Raw genomic sequence first — 18,422 nt, 5'->3', positions numbered from 1 at the left:
CGAACACCGCCTCCTACGACATCACCGTCGAGCACCTCGCCGACTGGATCGCCACCCGCGGCTACGCCACCAGCTGACCCCACCCCAGCACCACCCCACCCAGCACCACCACCGACAAGGGCCGGACCCCACCACGGGGCCCGGCCCTTTCGGCATGCAGTCAGTCGGTCGCGAGGACGGCCAGGATCTGCTCGCCGTACTTGGCGAGCTTGTTCTCGCCGACCCCGCCGACCCGCGACAGCTCGGCCAGCGAGGTGGGCGCGTCACCTGCGATCTGCCGGAGGGTGGCGTCGTGGAAGATGACGTACGCCGGGACGCCCTGCTCCTTGGCGGTGGCCGCCCGCCAGGCGCGCAGCCGCTCGAAGACCGACGCGGCCGCCGGGGTGAGCTCGGCGACGACGGTGGCCGCCCCGCGCGGCTTCGACGACCGGCTCGACGCGGGCCGCTCCGGCTCGCGGCGCATCGTGACGGTGCGGCGGCGGCCCAGCACGTCGGCGCTGGCCTCGGTCAGCGCGAGGGTGCCGTAGTCGCCCTCCACGGCGAGCAGCCCCTCGGCGAGGAGTTGCCGGACCACGCCCCGCCACTCGGCCTCGCTCAACTCCGTGCCGATGCCGAAGACGGTAAGCGAGTCGTGACCGTACTGGCTGATCTTGTCGGTCTGCTTGCCGAGCAGGATGTCGATGCAGTGCCCGGCGCCGAACCGCTGGTTGCGCTCGCGGTCGAGGCGGAACACGGCGGAGAGCAGCTTCTGGGCGGCCACGGTGCCGTCCCACGGCTCCGGTGGGTTGAGGCAGGTGTCGCAGTTGCCGCAGGCCGTCGGGGTCGTCTCGCCGAAGTACTCGAGCAGCTGCACCCGTCGGCAGCGGACCGTCTCGCAGAGCGCGAGCATCGCGTCCAGGTGTGCGGCGAGGTTGCGCCGGTGCGCGAGGTCGCCGTCGGACGTCTCGATCATCTTGCGCTGCTGGACCACGTCCTGCAGGCCGTACGCCAGCCATGCGGTGGACGGCAGCCCGTCGCGGCCGGCGCGGCCGGTCTCCTGGTAGTAGCCCTCGACGGACTTGGGCAGGTCGAGGTGGGCGACGAAGCGCACGTCGGGCTTGTCGATGCCCATGCCGAAGGCGATGGTGGCCACCATGACCAGGCCGTCCTCGCGGAGGAAACGTTGCTGGTTGGCGGCGCGGGTGGCCGCGTCCAGACCGGCGTGGTACGGCAGCGCGGCGACGCCGTTGGCGACGAGGAACTCGGCGGTCTTGTCCACCGAGGCGCGCGACAGGCAGTAGACGATGCCGGCGTCGCCGGGGTGCTCGTCGCGCAGCAGGGCCAGCAGCTGCTTGCGGGGCTCCCGCTTGGGCACGATCCGGTACTGGATGTTGGGCCGGTCGAAGCTGGCCACGAAGTGCCGCGCGTCGTCGAGCGCCAGCCGGCTGGCGATCTCGGTGCGGGTGGCGCTCGTCGCGGTGGCGGTCAGCGCGATGCGGGGGACCTGCGGCCAGCGCTCGTGCAGCATCGACAGCGCCAGGTAGTCGGGTCGGAAGTCGTGCCCCCACTGGGACACGCAGTGCGCCTCGTCGATCGCGAACAGGGAGATGCGCCCCCGGTCCAGCAGGGCGAGGGTGGACCGGACGCCGAGCGCCTCGGGCGCCAGGTAGAGCAGGTCCAGTTCGCCGGCGACGAACGCGGCCTCCACCCGCCGCCGGGCGTCCAGGGTCTGGGTGGAGTTGAGGAAGCCGGCGCGGACACCGACCGCGGTGAGCGCGTCCACCTGGTCCTGCATGAGCGCGATCAGCGGGGAGACGACGACCGCGACACCGTCGCGGACCAGGGCCGGGATCTGGTAGCACAGCGACTTGCCGCCACCGGTGGGCATCAGCACCAGCGCGTCGCCACCGGCGACGACATGGTCGATGACCTGCTGCTGGAAGCCGCGGAAGGCGTCGTAGCCGAACACCCGGCGCAGCACCGGCAGCGCGTCCTCGGTACGCAGGTCGGTGGGGGAAGCCATTCGCGGAGTCTACGAGTCGACCCCGACACCGCTCGCCCGGCGCACCCGGGCACACCGGACGAGCGTGCGGTCAGCTGGGCCGGTTGGCCAGGCCGCGCGGCGGGGCCTTCATCCCGACGACGATGTCGACGATCTCGATGTAGCGGGCCTTGGCCCCATCCGGAACGCGGTGGCCGCGGCGTTGATCTCCTCGAGGGTGTCGGCCTCCACCATCGTCACCTGGTCGTACTTCCCGTTGACCCCGGTGCAGACGACGTGGGTGAGCTGCTTGGCGAAGCGGCCCAGATCCCGTGCGTGCTCGGCGGAGACCTCGTGGATGCCCTCCCGGCCGAGGGCGAAATACTCCGGACTGATCCGCATGAACAGGAAACCGACGTACTTGTTCTTGTCCGCCAGATCGTGCATCGCACCCTCCCAGATGTCGGCCTTGACCTGCGGCGATCACGAGGAGCGTATAGATGATTACTGATCGTTATCAAGGGCGGAGGCTGTCGGGAGGGCGACCCGCGGTCCCGGGTGCGGACGCGCCCGACCCGACGCCGGCCGGCGGGATAGAGTCGCTGATTGACCAATCGCGGCCGATGGCGGCCGCGGCGCCACGGCTTGGGGGTACGGGTGAGCGAGGCGCACACAGCCGGTGACGGGCAGCCGGCGGCCGAGTCGGAGACCACCCTGGTGGTGGTCACCGGGCTGTCCGGTGGTGGTCGCAGCACCGTCGCCCGGGCGTTGGAGAACGTCGGCTACTACGTCGTGGACAACCTGCCACAGGCGCTCATGCTCGACATGGCCGAGCTGGCGTTCAAGGCCGGCGGCGCGGCCCGGCGTACGGCCATGGTCCTGGACGTGCGCTCGCGGGCCTTCTCCACCGACCTGGCCGGGGCGATCCGCGAGCTGAAGGAGCGGGGCTTCTCGCCGCGGGTGGTGTTCGTCGACGCCGACGACGAGGTGCTGATCCGGCGTTTCGAGAGCGTTCGGCGTTCGCACCCGTTGCAGGGCGACGGGCGGCTGGCCGACGGCATCGCCGTGGAGCGCGGGCTGTTGGAGGAGGCCCGCGACCAGGCCGACGTGATCATCGACACCAGCCACCTGAACGTCAACCAGCTGCGCCGGCGCATCGAGGAGCTGTTCGGCGGCGAGGACGCCCGCCGGCTGCGGGTCACCGTGCTGTCGTTCGGCTTCAAGTACGGCCTGCCGCCGGACGCCGACTTCGTGCTGGACGCCCGGTTCCTGCCCAACCCGTACTGGGTGCCCGAGCTGCGCGAGCACACCGGGCGGGAGGAGGCGGTCAGCGCGTACGTGCTGGGTCAGGAGGGCGCGGACGCCTTCGTCGCCTCGTACGCCGACCTGGTCAACGCCACCACCACCGGGTTCGAGCGGGAGGGCAAGCGGTACCTGACGGTCGCCGTGGGCTGCACCGGCGGCAAACACCGCAGCGTGGCCATCGCCGAGGAGCTGGCCGGTCGGCTGCGCCAGTCGGGGCTGGCCGCCAACGCGCAGCACCGCGACCTGGGGCGGGAATGACGGCGCGTCGGGTGGTCGCGTTCGGCGGAGGGCACGGGTTGTCCGCGTCGCTGCGCGCGTTGCGTCACTGCGCCCCCGAACTCGACCTGGACATCACCGCGGTGGTCACGGTCGGTGACGACGGCGGTTCCAGCGGCCGGCTGCGCGCCGAACGGGGCGGCCTGCCCCCGGGTGACCTGCGCCAGGCGCTGGTGGCGCTCGCCGGAGACCACCCCGCCACGCGACGCAGCGCCGGGCTGTTCCAGCACCGCTTCGCCGCCGTGCCGGCGCTCGGCGTACCCCCGGACGGCGGGACCGACGCGGACCCGGCGGCGGCGGGCGGCCCGGAGCCGCGCGGCGCGGACCCGACGACGGCGCGCACCGACGGCCTGGCCGGGCACGCGGTGGGCAACCTGGTGCTCTGCGGTCTCATGGAGCTGCTCGGCGACCCGGTGGCCGCGCTGGAACACGCCGGGGCCATGCTCGGCACGGTCGGCCGGGTCCTGCCGATGTCGCGCCAGCCGGTCGGCATCGAGGCGCGGGTGCGCGGCGCCGACCCGAGCGCCCCCGACGAGGTGCGCACCGTACGCGGTCAGCACCAGGTGGCGGTCACCACCGGGCGGGTCGAGTCGCTGCGCCTCACCCCGGCCGCCCCGGCGGCCTGCGCCGAGGCCCTGGCGGCGATCGGCGCGGCGGACTGGTTGATCTTCGGGCCGGGCAGCTGGTACACGAGTGTGCTGCCGCACCTGCTGGTGCCGCAGCTGGCCGACGCGATCGTGTCCAGCTCGGCCCGGCGGCTGGTCACGCTGAACCTGGCCGCGGAGAAGGAGACCCTCGGCCTCTCGGTCGCCGATCATCTGGCGGCGTTGCGCTGGTACCTGCCCGAGCTCAAGGTTGATCTCGTGCTCGCGGACGCCAAGGCGGTGGGTGACCCTGAACCGGTCGAACGTGCGGCAGAATCGCTGGGTGCCCGCCTGGTCCTCGCCCCCGTCGCCGTCATCGACGGCACTCCCCGCCATGATCCGGCTGCCCTGGGCGCCGCGCTGGTGCCTGTCCTGGGCGCCGATCGTTAGACACGTACGTAATCTCCGGCGACACGCCGGAACAGGTCCGTGAGGGGACGCACAATGGCGATGACGGCTGCGGTCAAGGACGAGCTGAGTCGGGTCGACGTGCCCAAGCCCTGCTGTCGGCGGGCGGAGATGGCGGCGCTGCTGCGCTTCGCCGGCGGGCTGCACATCGTCTCCGGCCGGGTGGTGGTGGAGGCTGAGCTGGACACCGGCGCGGTGGCGCGTCGGTTGCGCCGGGAGATCGCCGAGGTCTACGGCTACCCCAGCGAGATCCACGTGCTGGCGTCCGGTGGGCTGCGCAAGGGCAGCCACTTCATCGTCCGCGTGGTCAAGGACGGTGAGGCGCTCGCACGGCAGACCGGCCTGCTGGACGTGCGCGGCCGGCCGGTGCGCGGGCTGCCTCCGCACGTGGTGGCGGCCAACGTCTGCTGCGCGGTCTCGGCATGGCGGGGCGCGTTCATGGCGCACGGCTCGCTCACCGAGCCCGGCCGCTCCAGCGCGCTGGAGATCACCTGCCCGGGGCCGGAGTCGGCGCTGGCGCTGGTCGGCGCGGCCCGGCGGATCGGCATCACCGCGAAGAACCGCGAGGTGCGCGGGGTGGACCGGGTGGTGGTCAAGGACGGCGACGCGATCGCGGCGCTGCTCACCCGCATCGGCGCGCACTCCAGCGTGCTGGCCTGGGAGGAGCGTCGGGTCCGCCGCGAGGTGCGGGCCACCGCCAACCGGCTGGCCAACTTCGACGACGCCAATCTGCGCCGCTCGGCGCGCGCCGCCGTCGCCGCCGCCGCCCGGGTGACCCGGGCGCTGGAGATCCTGGCCGAGGAGGCGCCCAACCACCTGACCGACGCCGGGCGGCTGCGCCTGGAGCACCGGCAGGCGTCGCTGGAGGAGCTGGGCGCGCTGGCCGAGCCTCCGCTGACCAAGGACGCCATCGCCGGACGGATCCGCCGTCTGCTGGCGCTGGCCGACAAGCGGGCCCGGGACCTCGGCATCCCGGATACCGAAGCGGCCGTCACGCCCGACATGCTCGTGGTCTGATAGGACGGTGGGGCCGTACGGTGCGCCGGGAGCACGACCCGGCGCGGCGTGGTCTCACGCGCTCGGATAAGGTCGCTGAGTACGGCAAGGGGGCCGACACGGGCACTCCTCGTCGTGCTTACCGCCTCGGGCGGTCAGGTCCTCAGACCGCGGCGGGGTGCCGAGACGAACCGTCAACGGCCGGCTCCAACGGTCGGCGCACACCACTCCGCCGGCCCGTTGTCTGAAGCCGGCAGACCAGAACGCGAGGAGATGGGACCTGTGACCATCCGGGTTGGCATCAACGGCTTCGGCCGAATCGGCCGGAACTTCTTCCGGGCAGTGCTGGCGTCCGACGCCGACATCGAGGTCGTGGCGGTGAACGACCTGACCGACAACGGCACGCTCGCCCACCTGCTCAAGTACGACAGCATCCTCGGTCGCCTGCCGTTCGAGGTCAAGGCCACCGCCGACGAGATCACCGTCGGTGGCAAGACCATCAAGGCGTACGCCGAGAAGGACCCGGCGGCGCTGCCGTGGGGTGAGGTCGGCGCGGACGTCGTCATCGAGTCGACCGGCTTCTTCACCGACGCCACCAAGGCCAAGGCGCACGTCGACGGCGGCGCCAAGAAGGTCATCATCTCCGCTCCGGCGAAGAACGAGGACGTCACCGTCGTCATGGGTGTCAACCACGACACCTACGACCCGGCGAAGCACACCATCATCTCCAACGCCTCGTGCACCACCAACTGCCTCGCGCCGATGGCGAAGGTCCTGCACGACACGTTCGGCATCCAGCACGGTCTGATGACGACGATCCACGCGTACACCCAGGACCAGAACCTGCAGGACGCCCCGCACTCCGACCTGCGCCGCGCCCGGGCCGCCGCGCTGAACATCGTGCCGACCTCGACCGGTGCCGCGAAGGCCATCGGCCTGGTGCTGCCGGACCTGAAGGGCAAGCTCGACGGGTACGCGCTGCGGGTGCCGATCCCGACCGGCTCGGTCACCGACCTCACCGTCACCGTGGGTCGTGAGACCACCGTGGACGAGGTCAACGCCGCGCTGAAGGCCGCCGCGGACGGCCCGCTCAAGGGCATCCTCGTCTACAACGAGGACCCGATCGTCTCCACCGACATCGTCACCGACCCGGCGTCGTGCATCTTCGACGCGCCGCTGACCAAGGTCGTCGGCAACCAGGTCAAGGTCGTCGGCTGGTACGACAACGAGTGGGGCTACTCCAACCGCCTGGTCGACCTGGTCAAGCTGGTCGGTTCGTCGCTGTGAGCATCCGGACCCTCGACGACCTGCTCGCCGAGGGGGTGTCGGGTCGGCGCGTGCTGGTGCGCGCCGACCTGAACGTCCCGCTCGACAAGCAGACCGGTGCGATCACTGATGACGGACGCATCCGCGCGGTGCTGCCGACGCTCGGCGCGCTGGTCGAGGCCGGCGCGAAGGTGGTCGTCTGCTCGCACCTGGGCCGCCCGAAGGGCACGCCGGACCCGCAGTTCAGCCTGAGCCCGGTCGCCGGGCGGCTCGGTGAGCTGCTCGGCGCTCCGGTGCACTTCGCCACCGACACGGTCGGCGACTCGGCCCGCTCCACCGTCGCGGGCCTGGCCGACGGCCAGGTCGCCCTGCTGGAGAACCTGCGTTTCAACGCCGGTGAGACCAGCAAGGACGAGGCCGAGCGGGGCGCCTTCGCCGACCAGCTCGCCGCGTTCGGCGACGCGTACGTCGACGACGCGTTCGGCGCCGTGCACCGCAAGCACGCCAGCGTGTACGACGTGCCGGCGCGGCTGCCGCACGTGGCCGGCCGGCTGGTGCTGCGCGAGGTCGAGGTGCTCGGCAAGCTGGCCGGCGACCCGGAGCGCCCGTACGTGGTGGTGCTGGGCGGTTCCAAGGTCTCCGACAAGCTGGCGGTGATCGAGGCGCTGCTGCCGAAGGTCGACCGGCTGCTCATCGGCGGCGGGATGTGCTTCACCTTCCTCAAGGCCCAGGGCCACGAGGTGGGCACCTCGCTGCTGGAGGAGGAGATGGTGGAGACCTGCCGCAACCTCCTGGAGCGCTCCGAGGGCAAGATCATGCTGCCGGTCGACGTGGTGGCCGCGACCGCCTTCTCCCCGGACGCCGATCACGACGTCTTCCCGGCGGACGGCATCCCGAGCCACCGGATCGGGCTGGACATCGGCCCGGAAACGGTCGCCGGCTTCGCCGCCGCCCTGAAGACCTCCGCGTGTGGAGATCCCGGGAACGCGCGGACGATCTTCTGGAACGGGCCGATGGGCGTGTTCGAGATGGCGCCCTTCGCCGCGGGCACCCGGGGCGTCGCCGAGGCCATCGCCGATTCCGACGCGTTCAGCGTGGTCGGCGGCGGTGACTCGGCGGCCGCGATCCGGCTCCTCGGCCTGGATGAGAAGGCGTTCGGGCACATCTCCACCGGCGGTGGCGCCTCCCTGGAGTACCTGGAGGGCAAGACCCTCCCCGGCATCGCGGCCCTGGAGAACTGAGCATGGCGAGCACGACCCGCCGGCCGTTGATGGCCGGCAACTGGAAGATGAACCTCAACCACCTCGAGGCCAACCTGCTCGTGCAGAAGCTGGCCGCGAGCCTCACCGAGAAGCAGCTCACCGAGGTCGAGACGGTCGTGCTGCCGCCGTTCACCGCCCTGCGCACCGTGCAGACGGCGGTGGACGGCGACAAGCTGCTGATCGGCTACGGCGGGCAGGACCTCTCCCCGCACACGGCGGGCGCGTACACCGGGGACATCTCCGGCGTGATGCTCGCCAAGCTCGGCTGCACGTACGTGGTGGTCGGGCACTCCGAGCGGCGGGCCTACCACCACGAGGACGACGGGTTGGTCAACGCGAAGGTGAAGGCGGCGCTCACGCACGGCCTGACCCCGATCCTCTGCGTGGGGGAGGGGCTGGACATCCGCGAGCAGGGCACCCACGTGGCGCACTGCGCCGACCAGCTCGACGGGGGCCTCGCCGGGCTCACCGCCGAGCAGGTGCGCCAGGTCGTCATCGCGTACGAGCCGGTCTGGGCGATCGGCACTGGCAAGACCGCGACGCCCGAGGACGCCCAGGAGGTCTGCGGTGCGGTCCGCCAGCGGCTGGCGGAGCGCTTCGACGCCGAGACCGCCGACGCGGTTCGGATCCTCTACGGCGGGTCGGTCAAGGCGTCCAACGTCGCCTCGATCATGGCTCAGCCGGACGTGGACGGGGGCCTGGTGGGCGGCGCCAGCCTGGACGCGGAAGAATTCGCGCAGATCTGCCGGTTCCCCGAGCACATCGCTCGCTGATCGCTCGCTATCCTGGACACCGCCCGTCCACCGGCCGGTGCCACCGTGCCCGACCTGTCCGGGCGAGGATCGCTACGAGAGGACTCCCCCCAGCCATGCCGATCTGGTTCGCATACACGTTGATCGTGTTGCTGGTCATCACGAGCATCCTGCTCACCATGCTCATCCTGCTGCACCGCGGTAAGGGTGGCGGGTTGTCGAGCATGTTCGGCGGTGGCGTCAGCTCCAGCCTCGCCGGCTCCTCGGTGGCCGAGAAGAACCTGGACCGTTACACCGTTCTGGTGGGTGTCGTCTGGTTCGCGGCGATCGTCGGGCTGGGGCTCTGGCTCCGTCTCCAGTTGAACAGCGGCTCCTGAGCAGGCCCGCGAAGTCGTACAATCTGCGCGCGGTCCGTCACTCGACGGGCCGCGCGCAGTCTTTTCTCCGCTGCACCGCGTCGCCCGCCGCCCATCCCCGACGGCGGCGGGTCCCCTCCGACGACAGGAGCGAGCAGCCGTGCCCAGTGGCAACGTCATCCGCGGCGCCCGCGTCGGGTCCGCACCCATGCGCCCGGACGAGCGGCACCAACCCGCACCCCGACAGGACGTCACCTACTGGTGTCGCAACGACCACCAGACCGACATCCGGATCGCGGCCGACGCCACGGCGCCGCCGCTGTGGGACTGCCCCCGCTGCGGGCTCCCCGCCGGTCTGGACGCGCAGAACCCGCCCGGACGGGTCCGCGCCGAGCCCTACAAGAGCCACCTGGCGTACGTGAAGGAGCGGCGTACCGCCGAGGAGGGCGAGGCGCTGCTGGCGGAGGCGCTCGCCGCGCTGCGCCGCCGCCGGGGCGAAAGTTAGGCAAGGGCCCCGCGTGGGGGCCCTTCCCGTCGTTCAGCGCAGGCTACGCAGCCGGGCGGGCACGTCAGCGGCCGCCGCGCGGTCCAGCAGCCAGCGGGTACGGTCCACGCCGTGCACCCCGGCGGCCGGCAGCTGCACCGGGCCGGCGCCGGCCAGCGCGATGCCCACCGCACGTGCCTTGTCGGCGCCGCCGGCCACCAGCCAGACCTCCTCGGCGGTGTTGATCGCCGACAGGGTGAGCGTGGTCCGCACCGGCGGCGGCTTCGGGCTGCCCCGCACCGCGCTGACCGGCCGCGTCTCGTAGTGCACCGGGTGCCCGGGGAAGACCGACGCGACGTGCCCGTCCTCGCCGACACCCAGCATCAGCACGTCGAAGTGCGGCAGCGCGGCGTGCCCCGGCCGGGCGGCGCGGGCCAACTCGTCGGCGTACGCGGCGGCGGCCGCCTCGGGGTCGTTGCCGGCCGGGCCGTCGGAGGCCGGCATGGGATGCACCCGGGCCGGGTCCAGCGGCACCACGTCCAGCAGGGCGGCGCGGGCCTGGGTCTCGTTGCGCTCCGGGTCGCCGGCGGGCAGGAACCGCTCGTCACCCCACCACACGTCGACCCGGGACCAGTCCACCGCGTCGCGGGCCGGCAACTGCGCCACCGCCCGGTACACGGCCGCGGCGACGCGCCCACCGGTGAGCACCATCGCGGCCTCGCCCCGGTCGGCCTGGGCGTCGAGCAACTTCACCAGCAGCCGGGCCGCCACGGCCTGCGCCAGCAGGTCGGCGTCGGCGTGGACGGCGACACTCGCCTCACTCATGGGTTGTGCCTTCGTTTCCCGACCGCTGGGCGGTCGCTGTCGCGTCGTCTCCGGGCCGGTACGCCCAGAGGTGCTCCGGTGGAGGGCCGGAACCATCCCGGCCCTCCCGTTCGTCGTGCTGCGGACGTTCCGGCTCAGCTCTCGCCGCTCGTGCCGGTGTGCGCGGTGACCCCGGCCTCGGCGCGCTGGGCCGTGGCCGGATCCTTCCAGACGTGCACCCGCTGCGGGGGGCGCTGTTCCAGACCCCGCAGCCCGGCGGTCGCGCCCAGCGCCTCCGCGTACACCTGGTCCGCGTCCAGCCGGCGCAGCTCCTCGGCCAACTCGTCGCCGAGCGGCCGACGGACCAGCGGCAGGGCCCGGTCGTCCTGACCGGTCCGCCGGAACACCGCCAGGCTGTCCTCGCGGGTCAGCGTCAGGCGGTCGCCGTTGGCGCAGGTCAACTGCACCTCCCGCATCCGGGGGAACTCGTTGGTGTCGACCCGGCGCGGGGTGATGCCCAGCCGGCTGGACAGCCAGCCGACCATCAGCGCCGCCGTCGGGTCGGTGGGCGGCGCGACGACGGTCGCCTCGGTGACCTTCGCCTCGGTGGTGTCGAACGCCCCGGCGACCAGGGTCCGCCACGGGGTGATCCGGGTCCACGCCAGGTCGGTGTCACCCGGGGCGTAGTCCCGGGCGCGCTGCCGCAGCGCCTCCACCGGGTCCGTGGCCTGCGCGGTGTCGGTGATCCTCCGGTCGGCGACCACCCCGAGGAAGTCGGTGGCGATCTCCGCCGGCGGTTCGCCGTGCCACCAGGTGACCACCGGCACGTCCGGCACCAGCAGCGGCATCACCACCGACTCCGCGTGCAGGGCGAGCCGCCCGTACAACCGGGTGACCACCGCCTCGCAGGGGCCGAGTCGGCCACCGACCACGATCTCCGCGTCCAGTCGGTTGCGTTCCCGCTCGATGTCGGAGCGGACCACGACCACCAGCCGGCACGGGTGGGCGGCGGCGGCGATGGTCGCCGCCGCCTCCGCCTCGCGGACCCGCTTCTCGTCCACCACCACGATGAGGGTGAGCGCCATGCCGCTGGCCACACCACCGGCGCTGCGCCGCTCGGCAGCCAGCGCCTTGACCACCTCGTTGCCGGTGGTGTCCCACAGCCCGATCATGCTCTTCTCCAAGCGCGGCCCTCGCGGGCCAGCATCTCGTCGGCCGCCCGCGGCCCCCACTCGCCGGCGCGGTACGGCTCCGGCGTGGTGCCCTCCCAGGCGTGCTCCAGCGGGTCGATCACCTGCCAGCTCTGCTCGACCTCGGCCGCGTCCGGGAACAGGGTGCGGTCCCCGATCAGCACGTCCAGCACCAGCCGCTCGTACGCCTCCGGGCTGGACTCCGTGAACGCCTCGCCGTACTGGAAGTCCATCGCGATGTCGCGGACCTCCATGGTGGTGCCCGGCACCTTCGAGCCGAACTTGAGCACCACGCCCTCGTCCGGCTGCACCCGGATGACGAGCTGGTTGTTGCCCAGCGACTCCATGTCGGCGTCGTTGAACGGCAGGTGCGGCGCCTTCTTGAACATGATGGCGACCTCGGTGACCCGCCGGGGCAGCCGCTTGCCGGCCCGGATGTAGAACGGCACCTCGGCCCAGCGCCGGTTCTGGATGCCGAGCCGCACCGCCACGTACGTCTCCGTGGTGGAGTCGGGGGGTACGCCCTGCTCCTCCCGGTAACCGACCGCGCGTTCGCCGCCGACCCAGCCGGGCAGGTACTGGCCGCGGACGGTGTCCCGGGCGACGTCCTTCGGCAGGGTGATGGCCTTGAGCACCTTCAGCTTCTCGGCGCGGATCTCGTCGGCGTCGAAGCTCGTCGGCTCCTCCATGGCCACCAGCGCCAGGAGTTGGAGCAGGTGGTTCTGCAGCACGTCACGGGCGGTGCCGACGGTGTCGTAGAAGCCGGCCCGGCTGCCGATGCCGACGTCCTCGGCCATGGTGATCTGCACCGAGTCGACGTACTTCGAGTTCCACAGCGGCTCGAACAGGTTGTTGGCGAACCGCAGGGCCAGGATGTTCTGGACGGTCTCCTTGCCCAGGTAGTGGTCGATCCGGAAGACGTCCTGGCGGGTGAACACGTCGTCGACGAGGTCGTTGAGCGCCTTCGCCGACGGCAGGTCGTTACCGAACGGCTTCTCCACCACCACCCGGCGCCAACCGCCGGACTTCTCGTTGTCGGCCATCCCGGTGCGGGCCAGTTGCTTGAGCACGACGGGGAACGCGGCCGGGGGGATGGAGAAGTAGAACGCCGCGTTGCCGGCGATGCCGTGACTCTGCCGCAGGTCGTCCAGCGTCGAGGCGAGCTGGTCGAAGGCCGCGTCGTCGTCGAACGACCCGCCGACGAACTTGATGTTGCCGGCCAGTCGCGCCCACACCTCGTCCCGCCACGGGGTACGGGCGTGCTTCTTCGCCGCCTCGCACGCGAGGGTCTCGAAGTCGCCGTCACCCCAGTCGCGGCGGGCGAAGCCGAGCACCACGAAACCGGGCGGCAGCAGGCCCCGGTTCGCCAGGTCGTAGACCGCCGGGAGCAGCTTCTTGCGGGCCAGGTCGCCGGTCACCCCGAAGATCACCAGAGCGCACGGCTCGGGGATCCGGGGCAACCGGCGGTCCTGCGGGTCGCGTAGCGGGTTCGTCGAGCCACCTTCGGTTCGCGCCTCCGGGGCTCGCAACCCCGGTTCACTCCTCGCGCTCACGGTGCTCCCTCGCTTCCGCTTCTGTCACAGCGTCCATCCTCACGCCCGCAGCTCACCGGCCGCGTCTAGTAGTTGGGCGACGCCGGTTGCCCGGTCGGTCAGGTGCAGCCGCAGCAGCGGCCGCTTCCGACCCGCGAGGGCCTGCCGGTCGCCGGCGGCCTGTGCCGCCTGCAACTCACCGAAGGTGTACGGCTTGCCCGGCACCGCCAGGTCCTCGGTGACCGCGCCGGTCACCTGCAGGAAGCTGCCCACCTGCGGGCCGCCCTTGTGGTACTGGCCGGTGGAGTGCAGGAACCGCGGCCCCCAGCCGAAGGTGACCGGCCGACCGGACGCGCCGGCCAGCAGCGGCCGCAGCCGGGCCGCGTCGGCGTCGGCGAAGCGGTCCAGGTACGCCATGACGGCCAGGTAACCGTCGTCGCCGAGACCGTCGAGCAGCCAGCGCAGCACGCCGGCCAGGTCACCGGGCGCGCCCTGCGGCGCGTACACCTCGATCGCGCCCTCGGTGAACGACGGCGCCTGGACCGGCAGGCCCGAGGCCAGGATCTTGTTGGTGTTCTCCTTGGACTCGGTGACGTTCGGCTGGTTGAACGGGTCGATGCCGAGCACCACGCCGGCCACCGCGGTGGCGTACTCCCAGGCCAGGAACTGCGCGCCGAGCGGGCCGTTGACGGCCACGTCCGGGTCGGCGCCGCCGCCCGGCACGTCACCGGGGGCCAGCGCGCCGCCGTAGCTGACGGTCAGCACGTCCGGCCCGGTGGCGCCGGGGCTCTGCGGGGACTCGACCACGACGGGCAGGATGCCCACCCCGGCCTTGCCGGTCGACTCGGCGATCAACTGCTCGGCCCAGTCACCCAGGCCGTCGATGCCGGTGCCGTCGGACACCAGGGCGACCTTGTCGCGGGCCAGCGTGGCCGCGGCGCCCAACGCGGCGCCCAGCGCCAGCGCCGGGTTGTCGCGGTCGGAGCCGAGCGACTCGGCCAACGCGTCGGCCTGGTCGATCAGCTCGGCGACCTCGACACCGGCCAGCGCGGACGGCACCAGCCCGAACGCGGTCAGCGCCGAGTACCGGCCGCCCACGTTCGGGTCGGCGAGCACGGTGAACGCGCCCATCTCGGCCGCGGTGGCCTCCAGCGGCGAACCCGGGTCGGTGACGATGACGAAGTGCCGGCCGGCCTCCGCCTCGGTCATCCCGGCGTCCAGGAACGCCTGCCAGTAGGCGCGACGGTGGCTGTCGGTCTCCACCGTCGAGCCGGACTTGCTGGCGACGACCACCACGGTGCGCTCCAGCCGGTCACCCAGGGCCGCCCGGACCTGGCCCGGGTCGGTGGTGTCCAGCACGGTCAACGGCCGGCCCAGGGTCCGCGTGATCACCTCGGGGGCGAGCGACGAGCCGCCCATACCGGCGAGCACCACGTGGTCCAGGTCGGCCAGCTCCGCGGTCAGCTCGGCGAGCTGCACCAGCAGCTCCCGGCTGCGCCGGTGGGTGTCCACCCAGCCGAGCCGGACCTTCGCCTCGGCCTCGGCGTCCGGGCCCCACAGGCTTGCGTCCTTGGCGGCCAGCCTGCCGGGGACGCCGGCCTTGACCAGCGCCTCCCGGGTCGAGGCGGGCGCGGACTTGTCGACCGCGTCCGCGCCGTACACAGCGAGCCCGGCGGCTGCCTCCACCGGCCCTGCAAGAAGATCGCTCATGCCGCCACTCCGCTTCGCTGCGTGCCGATTCGCTCGCTCACGCGCCACCCGCCTTCGCGGCGGCGTTCGCGTTGCCCTTGGCCGCCTTGTTCGGAGCACCCTTGCCGCTGCCGGCCGCCTCCAGCGACTTGCGGACGCCGTCGAGCAGCTCCTGCCAGCTCGCCTCGAACTTCTCCACGCCCTCGCGCTCCAGGGTGGCGATCACGTCGGCCATGTCCACCCCGACCGACTCCAGGTCCGCGAAGACCTTCCGGGCCGCGTCGTAGGCGCCGGTGATGGTGTCGCCGCGCGTCTCGCCGTGATCGGCGTACGCGTGGATGACCGACTCCGGCATGGTGTTGACCGTGCCGGGGGCGATCAGCTCCTCGACGTAGATCACGTCCCGGTAGTCCGGGTTCTTCGTCGAGGTGGAGGCCCACAGCGGCCGCTGCGGGTGCGCTCCGGCGGCCTCGAGCGCCTTCCAGCGGTCCGAGGAGAAGACCTCGGTGTAGCGCTCGTACGCCAGCTGGGCGTTGGCGATCGCGGCCTTGCCCTTCAGCGCCTTGGCCTGGTCGGAGCCGATCTTCTCCAGTCGCTTGTCGACCTCGGAGTCGACGCGGGAGACGAAGAACGACGCGACGGAGCCGATCTTCGACAGGTCGTGCCCGTTGGCCTTGGCCTGCTCCAGACCGGTCAGGAAAGCCTCCATGACCGCCGAGTAGCGGTCCAGACCGAAGATCAGCGTCACGTTGACGCTGATCCCCTCGGCGAGCGTGTCGGTGATCGCCGACAGGCCCTCCTCGGTGGCCGGGATCTTGATGAAGAGGTTGGGCCGGTCGACCAGCCACCACAGCGCCTTGGCCTCGGCGACCGTCTTGTCCGCGTCGTGCGCGCTGCGCGGGTCCACCTCGATCGAGACCCGGCCGTCCACGCCTGCGCTGCCGTCGTACGACGGGCGCATCACGTCGCAGGCCCACCGTACGTCGTACGTGGTGAGCATCCGTACGGCCTCTTCCACGTCCACGCCACGGATGGCCAGGTCGCGCAACTGCCAGTTGTACTCGTCGGCGTCGCTCAACGCCTTCGCGAAGATCGTCGGGTTGGTGGTGACGCCCGCGACGTGCTTCTCACGGCGGAGCTTGTCCAGCCCGCCGGAGCTCAAACGTACCCGGGAAAGATCATCGAGCCACACCGCCACACCCGCGGCGGTGAGCTCATTCAGCTTGTCCGTCATGCCGTCCACGCTCCCTCAGTTGCCGGTCGTGAAACCGGTGATGTCGCCCACCCGGGCCAGCGAGGCGTGTGCCGCCGCCACGATCCGGTCGGGGGTGAACCCGAACTGCTCGAAGAGCACGGTGTGCGGGGCGCTCGCCCCGTAGTGCTCCAGGCTGACGCTCTCGCCGAGGTCACCGACGATGCCGCGCCAGGACATGGCGATCCCGGCCTCCACGCTCACCCGTGCCTTTACCCCACGCGGGAGCACCGACTCCCGGTATGCCTCATCCTGCTCGTAGAACCACTCCTGGCAGGGCATCGAGACGACCCGGGTCGGCGTGCCGTCGGCCTCCAGCCGCTCCCGGGCGGTCAGGGCGAGCTGCACCTCGGAGCCGGTGCCGATGATGATCACCTGGGGCTTGCCGTTGGACGCCTCGGCCAGCACGTAGCCACCCTTGGCCACGCCGGCCACGTCACCCAGGACATCCCGGTCCAGGGTCGGCAGCGGCTGGCGGCTCAGCGCCAGCGCGGTCGGCCGGTCGGTGTGCTCCAGCGCCTGCCGCCAGGCCCACGCCGTCTCGTTCGCGTCCGCCGGGCGGACCACGTCCAGGCCCGGGATGGCGCGCAGCGCGGTCAGGTGCTCCACCGGCTGGTGGGTCGGGCCGTCCTCGCCCAGGCCGATCGAGTCGTGCGTCCAGACGTACGTCACCGGCAGCTTCATCAACGCGGCCAGCCGCACCGCCGGGCGCATGTAGTCGCTGAACACCAGGAACGTGCCGCCGTACGGGCGGGTGCCGCCGTGCAGCGCGATGCCGTTGAGGATGGCGCCCATGGCGTGCTCACGGATGCCGAAGTGCAGCGTCCGGCCGTACTCGTGGCCGGGGAAGTCCTTGGTGGCGTGCGCGGCCGGGATGAACGACGGCTCGCCCTTCATGGTGGTGTTGTTGCTCTCGGCCAGGTCGGCCGAACCGCCCCACAGCTCCGGCAGCACCGGCGCGAGCGCCTCGAGCACCTTGCCGGAGGCGGCCCGGGTGGCAACACCCTTGGCGTCGGCGGGGAAGACCGGCAGCGCCTTGGTCCAGCCGTCCGGCAGCACCCGGCCGGCCATCCGCTCGTAGAGCGCCGTGCGCTCCGGGTTCGCCTTCTTCCAGGCGTCGAACGCGGCGGTCCACTCCTGCTCGGCCTTGTCGCCGCGGCCCATCACCGTGCGGGCGTGGCCGAGCACCTCCTCGTCGACCTGGAAGGTCTGCTCCGGGTCGAAGCCGAGGATCCGCTTGGTGGCCTTCACCTCGTCGGCGCCGAGCGCCGAGCCGTGGATCTTGCCGGTGTTCTGCTTGTTGGGCGCGGGCCAGCCGATGATGGTGCGCAGCGCGATGAAGGAGGGACGACCGGTCTCGGCCTTGGCGGCCACCAGCGCGCGGTACAGCGCCTCGGCGTCCTCGTGGTAGTCACCCTGGTCGGCGTCACCGCTGCGCCAGTCGACGGTCTGCACGTGCCAGCCGTACGCCTCGTAGCGGGCCGCCACGTCCTCGCTCTTGGCGATGCGGGTGTCGTCCTCGATCGAGATCTCGTTGTCGTCGTAGATCACCGTGAGGTTGCCCAGCTGCTGGTGCCCGGCGAGGGCGCTGGCCTCGTGGCTGATGCCCTCCTCGATGTCACCGTCGGAGACGATGCACCAGATGTTGTGGTCGAAGACCGACCTGCCCGGCTCGGCCTCCGGGTCGAACAGGCCACGCTCGCGACGGGCCGCCATGGCCATGCCGACCGCGTTGCCCAGGCCCTGCCCGAGCGGGCCGGTGGTGGTCTCCACGCCCGGGGTGTGACCGTGCTCCGGGTGACCCGGGGTCTGCGAGCCCCACTGGCGCAGCGACTTCAGGTCGTTCAGGCTCAGCGGGTAGCCGGAGAGGAACAGCTGGATGTAGAGGCTCAGGCTGGAGTGCCCGGCGGAGAGCACGAACCGGTCCCGGCCGGGCCAGTTCGGGTCGGCCGGGTTGTGCCGCATGACCCGGTTGAAGAGGAGGTAGGCCGCGGGCGCCAGGCTCATCGCGGTGCCCGGGTGGCCGTTGCCGGATTTCTCGACGGCATCCATGGCCAGGACGCGGACGGTGTCGACAGCCCGGCGATCGAGGTCGGACCAGTTGAGTTCGGAGTGCTCGGGTCGGTTGGCAGCCACGATGGTTGTGCTCCTCGGCAGATGGGCGGAACCCTCACTGATGACCCTATCGAGCGCGACTAAACGTGCGCCCGGGGATCTCCGCATGGTGTGCAGTACGTGACTCTGCG

General features: G+C 72.0%; 16 protein-coding genes. 8 read left to right on the top strand and 8 right to left on the bottom strand.

Annotated elements, in window-relative coordinates; translation table 11 throughout:
* Window positions 1-160 precede the first annotated feature (160 nt).
* Both recQ and ACFYPH_RS29215 read right to left on the bottom strand, forming a co-directional pair.
* On the bottom strand, window positions 161-2,002 hold the full coding sequence (gene recQ / locus ACFYPH_RS29220; RefSeq protein ID WP_387186260.1) for a DNA helicase RecQ: 1,842 nt from the start codon (window positions 2,000-2,002) through the stop codon (window positions 161-163).
* 108 nt (window positions 2,003-2,110) lie between these two features.
* A complete protein-coding gene (locus ACFYPH_RS29215; RefSeq protein ID WP_387186258.1) occupies window positions 2,111-2,407 on the bottom strand; it encodes a hypothetical protein in 297 nt (98 codons plus the stop codon).
* Window positions 2,408-2,617: 210 nt separating this feature from the next.
* On the opposite strand from ACFYPH_RS29215, the gene rapZ reads away from it, so the two are divergent.
* The 8 genes from rapZ to ACFYPH_RS29175 all read left to right on the top strand — a co-directional run bounded on the left by rapZ (window position 2,618) and on the right by ACFYPH_RS29175 (window position 9,730).
* Entirely contained in the window at window positions 2,618-3,523 is a 906-nt protein-coding gene (rapZ, locus tag ACFYPH_RS29210) for an RNase adapter RapZ (protein ID WP_234588457.1), read from the top strand.
* Window positions 3,520-4,575 carry a 2-phospho-L-lactate transferase CofD family protein gene (locus tag ACFYPH_RS29205; RefSeq protein WP_387186255.1) on the top strand — a complete coding sequence of 352 codons (1,056 nt, stop codon included), beginning with the start codon at window positions 3,520-3,522 and terminating at the stop codon, window positions 4,573-4,575. Before rapZ ends, ACFYPH_RS29205 begins: the two co-directional genes overlap by 4 nt.
* Before the next feature lie 54 nt (window positions 4,576-4,629).
* Entirely contained in the window at window positions 4,630-5,610 is a 981-nt protein-coding gene (gene whiA / locus ACFYPH_RS29200) for a DNA-binding protein WhiA (protein WP_354860370.1), read from the top strand.
* Window positions 5,611-5,871: 261 nt separating this feature from the next.
* Window positions 5,872-6,876 (top strand): type I glyceraldehyde-3-phosphate dehydrogenase, encoded by a 1,005-nt coding sequence (gene gap / locus ACFYPH_RS29195; protein ID WP_354860371.1) that lies wholly within the window; start codon window positions 5,872-5,874, stop codon window positions 6,874-6,876.
* Window positions 6,873-8,096 carry a phosphoglycerate kinase gene (locus tag ACFYPH_RS29190; RefSeq protein ID WP_354860373.1) on the top strand — a complete coding sequence of 408 codons (1,224 nt, stop codon included), beginning with the start codon at window positions 6,873-6,875 and terminating at the stop codon, window positions 8,094-8,096. Before gap ends, ACFYPH_RS29190 begins: the two co-directional genes overlap by 4 nt.
* Window positions 8,097-8,098: 2 nt before the next feature.
* Window positions 8,099-8,890 (top strand): triose-phosphate isomerase, encoded by a 792-nt coding sequence (gene tpiA / locus ACFYPH_RS29185; RefSeq protein WP_354860375.1) that lies wholly within the window; start codon window positions 8,099-8,101, stop codon window positions 8,888-8,890.
* Window positions 8,891-8,985: 95 nt separating this feature from the next.
* On the top strand, window positions 8,986-9,246 hold the full coding sequence (secG, locus tag ACFYPH_RS29180) for a preprotein translocase subunit SecG (protein ID WP_354860376.1): 261 nt from the start codon (window positions 8,986-8,988) through the stop codon (window positions 9,244-9,246).
* A gap of 139 nt (window positions 9,247-9,385) precedes the next feature.
* Entirely contained in the window at window positions 9,386-9,730 is a 345-nt protein-coding gene (locus tag ACFYPH_RS29175) for an RNA polymerase-binding protein RbpA (RefSeq protein ID WP_354860378.1), read from the top strand.
* 33 nt (window positions 9,731-9,763) lie between these two features.
* Here the strand turns inward: ACFYPH_RS29175 and pgl are convergent, their stop codons facing one another.
* The 6 genes from pgl to tkt form a co-directional block, all read right to left on the bottom strand.
* Window positions 9,764-10,534, bottom strand: coding sequence for a 6-phosphogluconolactonase (gene pgl / locus ACFYPH_RS29170; RefSeq protein WP_387186251.1), 771 nt, complete (start codon window positions 10,532-10,534; stop codon window positions 9,764-9,766).
* 134 nt (window positions 10,535-10,668) lie between these two features.
* Complete coding sequence (locus ACFYPH_RS29165; protein WP_354860381.1) at window positions 10,669-11,685, bottom strand: glucose-6-phosphate dehydrogenase assembly protein OpcA; 1,017 nt, start codon at window positions 11,683-11,685, stop codon at window positions 10,669-10,671.
* A complete protein-coding gene (zwf, locus tag ACFYPH_RS29160; protein ID WP_354860403.1) occupies window positions 11,682-13,232 on the bottom strand; it encodes a glucose-6-phosphate dehydrogenase in 1,551 nt (516 codons plus the stop codon). Before zwf ends, ACFYPH_RS29165 begins: the two co-directional genes overlap by 4 nt.
* A 63-nt stretch (window positions 13,233-13,295) precedes the next feature.
* Window positions 13,296-14,945: a glucose-6-phosphate isomerase gene (locus tag ACFYPH_RS29155; protein WP_387186248.1), complete on the bottom strand. Its 1,650-nt coding sequence runs from the start codon at window positions 14,943-14,945 to the stop codon at window positions 13,296-13,298.
* 37 nt (window positions 14,946-14,982) lie between these two features.
* Entirely contained in the window at window positions 14,983-16,158 is a 1,176-nt protein-coding gene (gene tal / locus ACFYPH_RS29150; RefSeq protein WP_354860385.1) for a transaldolase, read from the bottom strand.
* A gap of 15 nt (window positions 16,159-16,173) precedes the next feature.
* A complete protein-coding gene (gene tkt / locus ACFYPH_RS29145) occupies window positions 16,174-18,312 on the bottom strand; it encodes a transketolase (protein WP_355067608.1) in 2,139 nt (712 codons plus the stop codon).
* Window positions 18,313-18,422 lie beyond the last annotated feature (110 nt).

It is taken from the genome of Micromonospora sp. NPDC005252, assembly GCF_042872475.1.
Taxonomy (GTDB): Bacteria; Actinomycetota; Actinomycetes; order Mycobacteriales; family Micromonosporaceae; genus Micromonospora.
Note: the sequence above shows the minus strand (reverse complement) of the source record. Positions and strands in the feature narration are given on the sequence as shown.

Excerpts from the sequence above, each read along its gene's own strand:
- recQ (WP_387186260.1), bottom strand. The coding sequence starts at position 2,002 with ATGGCTTCCCCCACCGACCTGCGTACCGAGGACGCGCTGCCGGTGCTG.
- ACFYPH_RS29215 (WP_387186258.1), bottom strand. The coding sequence starts at position 2,407 with ATGCACGATCTGGCGGACAAGAACAAGTACGTCGGTTTCCTGTTCATG.
- ACFYPH_RS29205 (WP_387186255.1), top strand. The coding sequence starts at position 3,520 with ATGACGGCGCGTCGGGTGGTCGCGTTCGGCGGAGGGCACGGGTTGTCC.
- whiA (WP_354860370.1), top strand. The coding sequence starts at position 4,630 with ATGGCGATGACGGCTGCGGTCAAGGACGAGCTGAGTCGGGTCGACGTG.
- tpiA (WP_354860375.1), top strand. The coding sequence starts at position 8,099 with ATGGCGAGCACGACCCGCCGGCCGTTGATGGCCGGCAACTGGAAGATG.
- secG (WP_354860376.1), top strand. The coding sequence starts at position 8,986 with ATGCCGATCTGGTTCGCATACACGTTGATCGTGTTGCTGGTCATCACG.
- pgl (WP_387186251.1), bottom strand. The coding sequence starts at position 10,534 with ATGAGTGAGGCGAGTGTCGCCGTCCACGCCGACGCCGACCTGCTGGCG.
- ACFYPH_RS29165 (WP_354860381.1), bottom strand. The coding sequence starts at position 11,685 with ATGATCGGGCTGTGGGACACCACCGGCAACGAGGTGGTCAAGGCGCTG.
- ACFYPH_RS29155 (WP_387186248.1), bottom strand. The coding sequence starts at position 14,945 with ATGAGCGATCTTCTTGCAGGGCCGGTGGAGGCAGCCGCCGGGCTCGCT.
- tal (WP_354860385.1), bottom strand. The coding sequence starts at position 16,158 with ATGACGGACAAGCTGAATGAGCTCACCGCCGCGGGTGTGGCGGTGTGG.